This window comes from Pseudoalteromonas luteoviolacea H33-S, assembly GCF_001625695.1.
Taxonomy (GTDB): Bacteria; Pseudomonadota; Gammaproteobacteria; order Enterobacterales; family Alteromonadaceae; genus Pseudoalteromonas; species Pseudoalteromonas luteoviolacea_B.
Genome location: NZ_AUXY01000001.1, coordinates 1 through 13,124, shown reverse-complemented (window position 1 = coordinate 13,124; position 13,124 = coordinate 1). Strand labels below are relative to the sequence as shown.

The window sequence follows — 13,124 nt, the reverse complement described above, 5'->3', positions numbered from 1 at the left end:
GGATGACAAAAGGTGTAAAAAAGGCCTAGAAGATCTAGGCCGCAACATACTAATTAAAACTATTTAACAGTTTCTGAAGTTGTTCTAAACGTTTGTCTGTTAAAACCTTATCATCTATTTTAACTGTCACCGCACCGGAATTTAAGCTTCTTTGGACTTTAACATATTCATTTTCAAGCAATGATTCTGAACGATTTGCAGAGGAGACTTCAAATGTTGTTAGATACTTCGTTATTTCAATGGCACGTTTTTCGTCACTCATTTGCTCTGCAAACAAAGATTGGTTGGATATCGATTTTAACTTAGCACTAAACTGTTCCGGATTATCTTTACAAGCATTAATCAGCTTTTTTGCAACTTCTCGGCCAAGATGATTAGGTGTTGGGTACAGTAAAACAATTTCTTTATCTATATGTTTAAATGCTTTAACAGCATCTGCGACTGCAGTGTGAGAAACACCTTCGATCGCAGCAATTTCTCGATATGATCCTTTATTACCTGTTTCTATCAACTTTTGACGAGTCTGATCATAAGCTTTACCCAACTCCCAGAGACTTGGGGCAATATATTGATCGGATGAAACGGCAAGCGCTTTAGCATCATCACTGTTAAAATCATGTGATGTTAACACAACATAATCAGCGCCAGCTAATAAGCAAGCTTTACGCCTTCTAGATCCTGACAAAACTAATATTTCATTGCCTCTAGACCAACAAAGTGCAGGATGCATGTTTTTGCCATCAGCTTTAATAGCCGGCAAAATATCAGCGACCGATTTTTCACTCAAAAGAGATTGTTCTCGACGATTCTGACCAAATACAACCGTTTTTTCGTCGATTTTAGAATGAGGGATCACTTCACATTTTAAATTGATCATTCTTTGTGGATCACTTGGAGAGGGCATAGTGATCACATCACCTACGCTTGCTTTGCCAAGCAAATCATCCAAACTACTGTTTTCAACAGGGGTTGCAAAAGGATCTAATCGAGTATCGTTTTTACGTTTTCTAGCCATTATATAAACCTGTTATTTTAATCTAAGTTTGACTGTGTAGATGACCAATTTGAGCGTATTAACATTTCTAATTCATCAACAACGTCTTTGATGTTTTCTTGTGCCCGAAGCAATGACTCTCTACTTGCAAGGGAGTCAGAAGTTTTCTGATCGAAAATAGTATTAAAAGACGAAGAGCTTGCTGTAATCGCAGAACTATGGTTAATTGGATAACTCATTACTTGTCTACCAAAAGCTGTTCTGACATCTTTGACAATATCACGTTGAGAGTGGTTACCTTTTACATAATTCGTTACTAGAAATTGCATAAAATCCCAACCTTCATGACCGAGTGCAGCAACAGTGTGATAAATTTCGCCTAGCCGTTTTAAGTATTTGTTATTTGCATCAAAATCAACGGCCTCAGGGTGAACAGGTATTAGCATCGCCGTAGAAGCCATCAGAGCGTTGTAGAACATAAAATTAAGTGAAGGTGCAGTGTCTATCAGGATAATGTCAAACTCATCTTCTACTGGCTGTATAACGCGTTCCTTTAGCTTGTGGTAATGCCGCGTTTCTTCATAACTACTTGACTCTTTTAATTCTGTTGCGGTTTCATGCTCAAAATAAAAATCATCCATACCTGAAGGTAAAATTCTAATATTGGGTATATGTGTTTTTTGAAAAGAATCAGCAACTAATTGACTCCAAGTTTCTCCTTCGTCTAATTCAATACAATCTCTCATAAGATCACCGACAGTGATCGGATCATGTTCATTTGAAGGAAAGAAACTGGAAGATGATCCTTGTGGATCAAGATCAATGATGCCAATTCTATATCTCTTAATATTAGTGGTCGCTAACGCAGCCGCAAGGTTTACCAAAGAAGTTGTTTTACCACACCCACCCTTCAAACTATTTATTACAAGCACCTGAAGCTTGTCTGTAGGATCTCTATGATCAGCTTTGATCCCGAGTATTTCTGCCATAGCAAATATATTGCTTAATGTATAAGCGTAATGTCCGTTGGCACCTTTTTGGATAGATAAATGATCAAAGTCTCCTTGATCGTGTCGGCGTTTTAAAGTTCTATTATTTACACCTAGCAAATCTGCTGCTGCTTTTTGCGTATATGTTCGCAGTTCTTTATCTTCAGATTTGAGGTGTGCTCTGTAATGTTGAATTCGACCTTCTAAAGATTGTTCTGCAACTTCAGCTGTTGCTTTTAACAATTTATAAGTGGAAAGTGCATTGCTATTGATAGACATACGTATATTCCTTAAATTTATGTCTAATATTATAATGTCCATCAATTAAAAGGTAAACATAGAAATTAATAGACATTCAAAAAAATACCTATTGAATACTAAATTAAGAATAAATAAAGAGGTTAAGTATGTTTAAATATAAAGGTATATAAGGTTAAGAAGTAAGATTTAAACTTTAAGTAGTTGTTTTTTATAACTTTATACTTTTTTTTTAGATCAACAAAATACGTAGTAAAGATCAGATCTTTATATACTTATAGATCATAAAAATACTAACTCTAAAAGTGTAATTGATAATATGTACAGCTTATCCACAAACTAACTAACAATTTATGGCTTCAAGATCAGCTTTGTACTAACTTAAATTCTATATTTATCAACAGGTCAAATCAAATATATGAAATTTACTACTTATAGATCTGATCTATACTATGAACAGATCAGATCTTTACTAAATGAAACTGCTGTTATACACAAGCCTCAGAAAAAATAGCTTTTATGCTATGCTTTTTTGGTTAAAACGGTCAGAAAAAGCAAAAAAACAACACTTAGTTGGTAAATAATTGATCCACAAAACTCCATGAGTAGATAAAATACTGATCTGAGAAAAAACTTGAAGTCAGATCAAATTTTTACTAACTTTAATTATTAACTTTTTCCTTTGAATGTGTTGTTATTAGCTGTCGAAAGAATCAGGAAGTAAAAAATCATGAGCCGCAAGGTAAACATCTCTGTTGATAATCTACCAGACTCATTAAGAGGTCAAATTCATGGTGTTGAAAGTGCGATAGATAACGAAAGTTTAGCCCTTTTTACAGACAACAAAGATGTTCGTATTTCAATTGAAAATACAAACCATGGCTTAAGAGCTTATTCGAACACGTTTAACCATTACGATCTATGGGGTCGTTTTGTGCGTTCGGGTTATAAAAAGCTACCTTTAGAAGAAGCGCCTAAAAAAACAATTATAACAAGAAGAATATCCGAAAAAGTTGATGGCATTTTATACGATGGTGAAATAAAAATTACACCAGCTGTTGTTAGTAGTAAAAAAGATGGTGAAGAAACAGAGTTTCTGGTTTGGCCATCGGATAGAGAAGAAAAAGTTGAAAGGGCGCTTATCCGTCTGGCCTCAAAAGGAAAAATTGTAAAAATCAATTTTAAGTCCGGTATTCAATATGCCGTAATTTTTTCTATGAATGAATTGGCTCAAGAATTAAAAGCTGTAGGCCAATCAATGCCTTACCCTCAAATAAAAGAATCTTTAGAAGCTTTGCAAGGTTCAAAGTTATCGTTTAAATATCGTGCTACAGATACAAAAAATAATGATGTTGATGATTCATTTTACGAATCAAATATGAACTTTTTATCTTCACTGCACTTTAGTGGCAAAAAAGGCCAAGGTGGAAATATAAAGTGTGTTGCTTGCTTAAATGCATTTGTGCATAACATGATCGATAATCTTGAGTATAAAGGTTACTATTTTAATAGTGCACAAGAATTAAAACGTGGATTGTCAAGATGGATGATGTTGCGTCTGTATCACTTGTGGCGTTATGCTGCACCAGGAAAAACATATCATTTTAGACTTTTATCTATCATGGAAAAATATGGTTCGATTTACTCTACAGATGAAATTACAGACAACAAACTAAAAGCACTGCGTCGAGATATGACGACGACAATGAAAGATTTGATTGAAAAAGGTGCCATCTCGGAATACAACATTTCGAATGTTAAAGATGAATCAACAGGACGAATCATAGATTATGTGTATGAAATGCATCCATCTACACAATTTTGTGAAGAAATATTAGCGCTGAATAAGCATAATAAACGCATTGAAATTCAAGGTGGGAAAAGATTGGTTGAAACCGCTGAAATCATTGACGAAGATATTTTAGAAGAAATTGTTAAAAAGTGATACTCAAAAAGGTCAATTATGTTAAATTGACCTAAAAGTTGTACTTTATTAATCCTTAGGCAGGTTTTCTAAATAAATACGCTCTACAAGATAAGAGTAATCTTTCTTTCGAACATCTATATTTTTTGCTGAATAATCGGGCAAAGTTCCAATTTTTGTTTCTTTTTGTGGGTTTAGCAAGATAAAAGGCAAAGCAGCACTAACGTGGTATCTGTTTTTAGCTGAGAATCGTATATTTACCTCTGGTGTTACTCTTGTTGGGCGTTTTATTCTTAGTTTAGAGTTTTCATTTAAACTTGAGACTCTTCTTTTTTCAGACTCTACAATTTGTAACCAATTTTGTTGATCTATAACTCTTGGGTTGGAATATCCTGACGATTTACTTAACATTTCAAGAGCTAGTTTCTTTGAAAGTGTCCGAGTTGAATGTTTTTTCATCCACGTAAATCTTACGGAGTAGGGGATTTGATCTTCACAATGTATATTCCGATATGCTGCTAAAGTTATTAAGTTTGGAATTGCATTATGTACAGCATCAAATCTTGCATCGTTGCTATTAATTTGCAAAATTAAGTTTTTAAAATCTTCTTTTGACTTGTTGACTTCTCTGATGCGTGCTTTCAATTTTCCTTGAAAGTCATTTACAGATATCAAACCTGGGTGCCTAGTTAATATTTTACTACTTTTTTTATCACCGACAAATAAATCCAAATAACTACTGAGGCATTTATTGAATGCCTTTTCACCTGATAGTTTAGTTACTTGAATATATTCTGGTGCTTTTTTTTCGTCTTCAGCAGTTATTGCTGGAAGTTCATAATAAAAACTATCTACAACTTCATGTGTTTTAAGCTCTTCACATAAAAGGTTTATTTGGTCTAATAGATAATCAAATTGACTTCTTAATTTAAATTTAGTTGTCATATAAATATATAAGTAAGATGTGTTCCTATAATTATAGCAAATTTTATTGATTTTTGTATGTTTTACATTGTTTCTCATAAAGAGAGTTATATTAGAACACATCTTACTTACTCATTGATTACTGTATTTTTATATTTTCTTGTTGGTAAATTTAAACTCTAAAAGCTTATTAGTATGATGTGTTCCTTATATTATATATAACAAAGAATGAATCTACAACCTTAACCATTGATTTGGTTAAAATCATAAAATGCAGCATAAGTTGTAATGCCATACATTTAAAATATGTAACTTCAGGTAAACTGAGGAATAGATAAGTCTGTAAAAATTTGTAAATTTCAAGACTACAACATGAAAATGCATCATATATCAAAGTAGAGCAGAACTTAGCTGTTAATCATTTTTTGATAAAATCAATGTAGAACCAATCACAATTTCGGAGTAAAAAACACTACTAATAGCTTAGAAACAAAGCAATCAATTATCTTAAACAAATAGATGAAAGTTAGCGTTTAATTGGCTGTTCACTTGATCTATGTAATATCGATATCATGCATGAAGTAAAAATTTTTACTCCGATGAATTTTAAATCGTACGATAAAATAATCTGAGCTATAAAAGTCTACTATATACAATTGTTCATACTTCTTATAATTTATGAACTGAAGTTTCATTTGAAACATGACTTAAAAACTGGTTCAAATAAAAAAGGAAAAGGAGATAGCTATGAGACTATTTGTCGATCGATTACTGAGGATTATCAAGTAGGCGATGTGTTAAATAAAGCTTACCAAAGTATCAATAAAAAGGTGCTTGGATATCGCGATTTACTTGCCAAGATAAAAGCCTAGGTTCGTATGTTAGAGCGACTATATATTGTACATGAGCATATTTCTATAGACATATGGCAAGGAGATTGTTGAAGGAAAAGAAGGACTGGCTTTATCGTTACTGATATCGAAAGTTTGACTGAATAACGGATAGAAAAATTAAATATTTACTTCACCGAACAATATTACTCATGGTTACGAGAGGTAAATCAAAAAATAAACCCTTTAACTTGTCGCAATTAGCTAGAAAAACGCTCTTCTAGACTACTAATAATATAATTGGTTTAGAAAATATTGAAGGAAGCTTTTTCGCATTTAAAATGTGAACGATGAGATTGGAGCTTAAATTTTGACCAGTTATGTTGGGCGTTATTTATAATTGTTACTTTAAATTATTGTATCTAAGAAATAGAAAGTTTAAAAAGAGTCTTATCTTAAAGTTTTTATATGTTGATATTTAAAATATGCTTATATAGCTTTTGGTATTCTTTTTATTAACTTTATAATAGTTGCTATGGATTCATATTCAAAATTTTAAGTATGATGTGTTCCTATATTATAGATAGATACCCTAAATTATTCAAGTAATAGTGGGGCTAATAAGTTTTGAGGTTGTTATCTTTAAAATTAAAAAACTAGTAATTTGCCATAATCTTACTATGGTGAATTACGATGAAGAGTGTATGTTTTGATAACCTTTTAATTTCAAGAAAGTGTTTCTATTTAATTTTAAAAAAAATAGTATGATGTGTTCCTTTTTATTATTGATAAGTTTTTTTACTTTTGCAAGTTGAATGTGATTCATTAGGACTGAGAACTAACAGAAGTAAATTTTGGGTGCTAGATAGTTTGGGCTGTTATAAAGAAATAAATATTTAACTAAACACTAAAGCTAGAGAGTTGCAATAACTAAAATTAAAGATCTATCTTTAAAGTTGGGTTTTATCTTAATCAATGATTTACAATGCAATTTATAAAAAATTAAAAATATTCCGAATACAGCTTTTTTCAATAGCTAAAGCATCAATCAAGTACTGAAAGATCCAATCCAGATTCTAAATCAATGTCTGCTTTGTTGGCATATATAAAAAAATGAGAACGGATAAGTAACTTTTTAAATAGTAAAGAATAGCACGATAGCATCATTTCTAATTATTTTTATTTTTTCTAATGTGATGACTTAAAAAAATACTCAGTAAGAAAATAAAAGTCCTATTCACAAATGCGTATTGCAGCTAGTATTTTTCAAATTTTAGAATTGAATAAGATAGTGGAGGAGGAACTTCTAGCAAAAAACTGTTTAAGGTGTGCAATAAACTTTAATTAAGCGCTGCAGTTTTCACTCTCAACAGCGTAACTAGAAAACAGTTAGCTTTAACGAACAGCACTTTGTTTAATCATTATTAATTCATAGAATCTAAGGGTTATAACAACCAGGAGTCTAATATAGGTAGCAACTTTTATAAAATATCATGATTGCTATATTTCTAAGTGTTGAAGATGAGGTTAAGTTTAAAGCTTTTTTGAATTTTTAATTAGGAGAAGGGGATTTTATGCATAGTTATATAAAAGATCCAATTTAACATAACTCCAGGAGTGTGGTTTTAATGTGCTGCGAGCATAATCCTATACAGTAAAACCTTAGGGTAGGCATGATAAAGAAAATTATAAATTAATCTGTATACAATTGAGTAATGACACTGAACTACATTTTGTTCAGTGATGTTGCTAGATGACAATGAAAGGTAAGCTGGATGAAGTCGTGTTCATAAATGATCAGACTTTGCGATTGAAACTTGCCTGGCTTCACTCTGATTTTAGTCAATAGGCCTACACAGCTGCTTATTTAAATGAAAAGGAAGTAAAGAACGGTGTGATTTTCAATATGAGATCAATGTAGCTTGTAACTATATTGCCAGAGTAAAGCTATCGATAATGAATGTTTTGGTAATTAGATTTTCTACTAAGCAAAATTATAGACATGAATTATCAGAGATAACTAACGTACTTTTGATTTCCAAAGGGAATATTCTAATTTTTTGGGAGAAGATTTACATTGATTCATGAACTTGGTTTAAAACAATACTTGATAAGTCCACTCATTACTAGCGTTTGCTGTTTAAACAGGCGTTTATAGATAGAAGTGAGAATGAGGTTATATAATCTGAGAAGGAAGAGAACCTTGAGAGAAAAGGCTTACTATTCTAGCAATTAAAGTAATAATTTACTTAATTTAGTTCTTTGTCAACTCTCTAAATTTCTGTTCGATGTTTCTATAATTTCATAAATAATAAGTATGATGTGTTCCTAGTGTTTTTGTATATGTAATTTTATTTGTAATTTAACTAATTTGTGCTTGAAGCATACCGTCCTATACGATAACGTGCATTGTGAGGTAACTAATGAGGAATGAGAAATGAAACCTTGGAATCCAGATAGCTGGAGAGACTTTCCAATTGTCCAACAGCCAGAATATCCAGATAAAAAAATACTGGATAATGTAGAGTCAGAATTAAATGCAGCACCACCACTTGTGTTTGCTGAAGAAACTAGAAGCTTGTATAAAAGCCTTGGTGATGTTTGTAACGGTAAGGCCTTTTTGTTGCAGGGCGGTGATTGTGCTGAATCTTTCGCTGACTTCAGCGCTACAAACATAAGAGATACTTTTAAAACACTACTACAGATGGCTGTGGTACTAACTTACGGTGGAAAATGCCCAGTTGTTAAAATAGCGAGGATGGCAGGTCAATACGCTAAGCCAAGATCATCTGATTACGAGACGATTAATGGTGTCTCTCTACCGTCTTATCGCGGCGATATCATAAACAATTTTGAGTTTACTGAAGATGCAAGGATCCCTGATCCAAATCGATTGATGAAAGCGTATCATCATAGTGCGTCAACACTAAACCTTTTAAGAGCGTTTGCACAAGGTGGATTAGCAGATTTGCACCAGGTGAGTCGTTGGAATATGAGCTTTGTGGCTGCAAACCCTTTACGTGATAAGTTCCAGCAGATGGCAAATCGTATTCAAGACGCACTTGAGTTTATGGAAGTATGTGGGATTGATGCATCGATTGCACCTAGTTTGAAAGAAACTCACTTATATACATCACACGAAGCACTTTTACTTGGCTACGAACAAGCATTAACCAGAAGAGACCACCTATCAGGTGACTGGTACGACTGCTCAGCTCATTTTGTGTGGATAGGTGAAAGAACAAGGCAGTTAGACCACGCACATATTGAATTCTTCCGTGGAATCAAAAACCCAATAGGTGTGAAAGTCGGGCCGGGGATGGACCCTGATGAATTGATCCGCTTAATTGACGCACTAAATCCAGAAAATATCCCAGGTCGACTGACTTTAATCACTCGTATGGGTGCTGATGTTTTACCTGAAAAATTGCCGAACCTTGTACGTAAGGTAAAAAGTGAAGGTCGAAATGTTGTTTGGTCATCTGATCCTATGCATGGCAATACTGAAAAGGCCAGCACAGGTTATAAAACTAGAAGTTTTAATAATATTTTACGTGAAATTAGCCAGTTCTTTGCAGTACACAAATCTGAGGGCACGTATCCTGGAGGTGTACATCTCGAAATGACAGGTCAACACGTCACAGAATGTATTGGTGGTGCATATGGTTTATCAGATGAAGACTTGGCTCAAAGATATAGAACACAATGTGATCCAAGATTAAATGCAGATCAGGTATTGGAGCTCGGATTCTTAGTCGCAGACCTACTAAAGGATGCAAGAGACAGAGTTTAAAAATAAGGCCGCTTACGCGGCCTTTTTTAATACTTGTTTCTTGACAAACCTGCTTCGGCGATGATTTTTGCCGATATTTCTTCTACGGAAAACTTCGTCGAATTCAAAAATGGAGTTCTGTGGCGTTTAAACAACATTTCAACTTCTCGAACCTCGATACGACATTGTCTAATTGAAGCATACTTAGAATTGGCCATTCTCTCTTGACGAATTGAAGCAAGCCTATCAGGGTCAATAGTGAGCCCAAATAACTTATGTTTATGCTCAAGTAAAAATTTAGGGAAATTACCTTTTTCTAAATCATCTTCTGTTATTGGGTAATTTGCCGCTTTGATGCCGTACTGTAACGCGAGATATAGACTTGCCGGTGTTTTTCCGCTTCGACTGACACCTACCAAAATAATATCAGCCTCGTCATAGTCCTTAATATTAGCGCCATCATCATTGGCTAACGCATAGTTAACAGCAGAAATACGAAAGTCATATGTCTTTTCATGAATACTATGTGTTCTGTGAACTTTAGGGACAGGTTTTACTTTCAATTCGCGTTTAACAATTTCACTAGCGTATGATAAAAAGTCATAACACACACCTTTTGAAGACAAAATGATATCGGACAATTCAGGGTTCACGAAAGTAAAAAAAACAAGCGGAGGCTCGCCACTGGACTCTGCAACCCTATCAATTGTGGCTTTTATAGCCAAAGCCTTTTCTACTGATTCTATGAAGGGTAAAGTCTTATGGTCGAATTCAACAGGAAACATAGACAAAGTTGCATGCCCAAAAACTTCTGCTGTAATGGCTGTGCCATCTGATATATAAAATGCTGTTCTCATTTTAACCTTTTCATTACTTTTTTAGTATTTTTTCAAGTCTTGGTTTACGAGGCTATACTTACCGTTGTAGAATGCCTTCGACCTAAAGGAAGGTCAATTAATCTCTCACATTTATTACAATTTGTTTTTGGAGACAGTTCCGTGCAAGACTACGTTCTCTGGTATCAAGAATTGGGTATGCAAGACGTACCTCGAGTTGGTGGTAAAAACGCTTCTCTAGGTGAAATGATATCTAACCTTGCTAACGCTGGTGTACAAGTGCCTGGTGGTTACGCAACCACAGCAGAAGCTTTTAATGAGTTTTTAGAGCAATCTGGACTCAATGAAAAAATCCACACCATTTTAGACACCCTTGACGTTGAAGACGTTAATGAATTGGCAAAAGTAGGAAGCCAAATCAGACAATGGGTAATCGACACTCCCTTCCAACCAGAATTAGACAAAGCAATTCGCGAAGCCTACGCCACTTTACATGGCGATGATCAAAATGATGTCTCCTTTGCGGTAAGATCATCTGCTACAGCAGAAGATATGCCTGATGCATCATTCGCCGGTCAACAAGAAACTTTTCTAAATGTACGTGGTATTGATGCCGTAATGGTCGCTATCAAACACGTTTTTGCCTCTCTTTTCAATGACCGTGCTATCTCTTATCGTGTACACCAAGGCTATGATCATAGAGGCGTTGCTTTGTCTGCAGGTATACAGAGAATGGTTCGTTCTGATAAAGCATCATCAGGTGTCATGTTCTCTATCGACACTGAGTCTGGTTTTGAAGATGTTGTTTTTGTTACATCAAGCTACGGCCTAGGTGAAATGGTTGTTCAAGGTGCAGTAAACCCTGATGAATTTTACGTTCACAAACCAACTCTAGCGAAAGGAAAGCCAGCTGTTGTAAGAAGAAACATTGGTTCTAAAGCAATTCAAATGATTTACTCAGCTGATGAGTCTCACGGTAAACAAGTTGAAATTGTGGACATGGACCCACAATTATCGAACCAGTTTTCAATCACCGACGAAGAAGTTCAGGAGTTAGCTAAACAAGCAGTTATTATCGAGAAGCACTACGGTAGACCAATGGATATCGAGTGGGCAAAAGACGGTAATGATGGCAAGCTATATATTGTTCAAGCACGTCCAGAAACAGTTCGTTCAAATGAAGATTCAAACGTTATGGAACGTTTCCAACTTCAAGAGAAGTCTGAAATCGTTTGCGAAGGCAGAGCCATTGGACACAAAATTGGTACCGGTGTTGTAAGAGTACTTTCATCAATTGATGAAATGGACAAAGTACAACAGGGTGATGTACTTGTGACTGATATGACCGATCCTGATTGGGAACCAATCATGAAGCGTGCATCAGCTATCGTTACTAATCGCGGTGGTAGAACTTGTCACGCAGCAATTATTGCACGTGAATTAGGCATACCGGCTGTTGTTGGTTGTGGTAATGCAACCGCGACTATAAAACATGGCGATGCTGTAACTGTTTCTTGTGCAGAAGGTGATACTGGTTACATTTACTCAGGCGAACTAAAGTACGAAGTCATTTCATCTCGTATTGATTCAATGCCAGATTTACCATTAAAGATCATGATGAATGTGGGCAACCCTGACAGAGCTTTTGACTTTGCAAAGTTACCACATGCAGGTATCGGTTTAGCTCGTTTGGAATTCATCATTAACAGAATGATTGGCGTACATCCAAAAGCGCTTATTAATTTTGATAGCCAATCAGATGAATTAAAAGCAGAAATCAATGAAATCATTGCTGGCTATGATTCTCCTGTAGAATTTTACATCGCAAAATTAGTTGAAGGTATCTCTACACTTGGTTCGGCATTTGCGCCAGAAAAAGTTATTGTTCGTATGTCAGACTTTAAGTCAAACGAATATGCAAACTTAATTGGCGGTCAACAATACGAACCAGAAGAAGAAAACCCAATGATTGGCTTCCGTGGTGCGTCTCGATATATCTCGGAAGATTTCAGAGAATGTTTTGCTTTAGAGTGTGAAGCAATCAAACGCGTTCGTAATGAAATGGATTTGACGAATGTTGAAATCATGATCCCATTCGTAAGAACACTTGAAGAAGCAGCTAAAGTAATCGAGCTTCTTGAAGAGCACGGGTTAAAGCGCGGAGAAAACGGACTAAGAGTCATCATGATGTGCGAGCTACCATCAAATGCATTACTTGCTGATGAGTTTTTAGAATATTTTGATGGCTTCTCAATTGGCTCAAATGATTTAACGCAACTTACTCTTGGTCTCGATAGAGATTCAGGTCTTATTGCACATTTATTTGATGAAAGAAACCCGGCTATCAAAAAGCTACTTTCAATGGCCATAAAAACTGCTAAAGAGAAAGGCAAGTATGTTGGTATTTGTGGCCAAGGCCCATCTGACCATGAAGACTTTGCAGCTTGGCTTGTAGAGCAGGGCATTGATACAGTATCACTTAATCCTGATACAGTATTAGAAACTTGGTTATATTTGGCTGAAAAGTTCAATAAATAACTAATGAGAGAGCACCAAAACTTGGTGCTCTTTTTTATACCATCTAGTAAAACCGTCTA

General features: G+C 34.8%; 8 protein-coding genes. 4 read left to right on the top strand and 4 right to left on the bottom strand.

The genetic code is table 11. From position 1 onward, the window contains the following. Window positions 1-49: 49 nt before the first annotated feature. Together N477_RS00035 and N477_RS00030 are read right to left on the bottom strand one after the other, a co-directional pair. A complete protein-coding gene (locus N477_RS00035) occupies window positions 50-1,015 on the bottom strand; it encodes a ParB N-terminal domain-containing protein (protein WP_063364235.1) in 966 nt (321 codons plus the stop codon). 17 nt (window positions 1,016-1,032) lie between these two features. Continuing rightward, complete coding sequence (locus N477_RS00030) at window positions 1,033-2,262, bottom strand: AAA family ATPase (protein ID WP_063364236.1); 1,230 nt, start codon at window positions 2,260-2,262, stop codon at window positions 1,033-1,035. Between the two features lie 709 nt (window positions 2,263-2,971). Here N477_RS00030 and N477_RS00025 point away from each other — a divergent pair. Further along, entirely contained in the window at window positions 2,972-4,186 is a 1,215-nt protein-coding gene (locus tag N477_RS00025) for a hypothetical protein (protein WP_063364237.1), read from the top strand. 48 nt (window positions 4,187-4,234) lie between these two features. On the opposite strand, the gene N477_RS00020 is transcribed toward N477_RS00025, so the two are convergent. After that, complete coding sequence (locus tag N477_RS00020) at window positions 4,235-5,110, bottom strand: DNA replication terminus site-binding protein (RefSeq protein ID WP_063364238.1); 876 nt, start codon at window positions 5,108-5,110, stop codon at window positions 4,235-4,237. Window positions 5,111-5,745: 635 nt separating this feature from the next. Here N477_RS00020 and N477_RS25840 point away from each other — a divergent pair. Both N477_RS25840 and N477_RS00015 read left to right on the top strand, forming a co-directional pair. Beyond that, window positions 5,746-5,961, top strand: coding sequence for a hypothetical protein (locus N477_RS25840; protein ID WP_419555224.1), 216 nt, complete (start codon window positions 5,746-5,748; stop codon window positions 5,959-5,961). Between the two features lie 2,395 nt (window positions 5,962-8,356). Next, complete coding sequence (locus N477_RS00015) at window positions 8,357-9,712, top strand: class II 3-deoxy-7-phosphoheptulonate synthase (protein ID WP_063364239.1); 1,356 nt, start codon at window positions 8,357-8,359, stop codon at window positions 9,710-9,712. Between the two features lie 26 nt (window positions 9,713-9,738). Here N477_RS00015 and N477_RS00010 read toward each other — a convergent pair whose 3' ends face one another. Continuing rightward, window positions 9,739-10,548 (bottom strand): pyruvate, water dikinase regulatory protein, encoded by an 810-nt coding sequence (locus N477_RS00010; RefSeq protein ID WP_063364240.1) that lies wholly within the window; start codon window positions 10,546-10,548, stop codon window positions 9,739-9,741. Between the two features lie 141 nt (window positions 10,549-10,689). Between N477_RS00010 and ppsA the strand changes: the two genes are divergently transcribed. Then, window positions 10,690-13,065: a phosphoenolpyruvate synthase gene (gene ppsA, locus N477_RS00005; RefSeq protein ID WP_063364241.1), complete on the top strand. Its 2,376-nt coding sequence runs from the start codon at window positions 10,690-10,692 to the stop codon at window positions 13,063-13,065. The last annotated feature ends 59 nt before the right edge of the window (window positions 13,066-13,124 follow it).

Excerpts from the sequence above, each read along its gene's own strand:
- N477_RS00020 (WP_063364238.1), bottom strand. The coding sequence starts at position 5,110 with ATGACAACTAAATTTAAATTAAGAAGTCAATTTGATTATCTATTAGAC.
- N477_RS00010 (WP_063364240.1), bottom strand. The coding sequence starts at position 10,548 with ATGAGAACAGCATTTTATATATCAGATGGCACAGCCATTACAGCAGAA.
- N477_RS00030 (WP_063364236.1), bottom strand. The coding sequence starts at position 2,262 with ATGTCTATCAATAGCAATGCACTTTCCACTTATAAATTGTTAAAAGCA.
- N477_RS00025 (WP_063364237.1), top strand. The coding sequence starts at position 2,972 with ATGAGCCGCAAGGTAAACATCTCTGTTGATAATCTACCAGACTCATTA.
- N477_RS00035 (WP_063364235.1), bottom strand. The coding sequence starts at position 1,015 with ATGGCTAGAAAACGTAAAAACGATACTCGATTAGATCCTTTTGCAACC.
- N477_RS00015 (WP_063364239.1), top strand. The coding sequence starts at position 8,357 with ATGAAACCTTGGAATCCAGATAGCTGGAGAGACTTTCCAATTGTCCAA.